Consider the following 319-nt stretch of genomic DNA (forward strand, 5'->3'; position numbering starts at 1 on the left):
TGCGAGCAAATATGACACGGTCGGCGGTGCGCTGACCCAGCTCGACACCAACACCACCAACCTCGCCAATGCGGCGGTGAAGTATGACGATCCTGCCGCCAAGGACAAGATCACCCTGGGCAATGCCGGCACGCCGGTGACCATCGGCAATGTCGCCAACGGTGTGGTGGCCAATGATGCGGTGAATGTCAGCCAGCTCCAGGCCGTGGGCAACAATGCCAATGCCGGTTGGAACCTGTCGACCGGCGGCGATACCGCGGGCAAGAGCAATGTCGGTCCTGGCGGCACGGTGGATCTGAGCAACACCGACGGCAATATC

At 62.1% G+C, this 319-nt stretch carries 1 pseudogene; it reads left to right on the forward strand.

The features are described from left to right. Positions 1-319, forward strand: a pseudogene (locus tag ACTJKX_RS38320) (hypothetical protein); the annotation flags it as partial.

The sequence above is a fragment of the Labrys sp. 22185 genome, assembly GCF_052045555.1.
Classification (GTDB): domain Bacteria; phylum Pseudomonadota; class Alphaproteobacteria; order Rhizobiales; family Labraceae; genus Labrys; species Labrys neptuniae.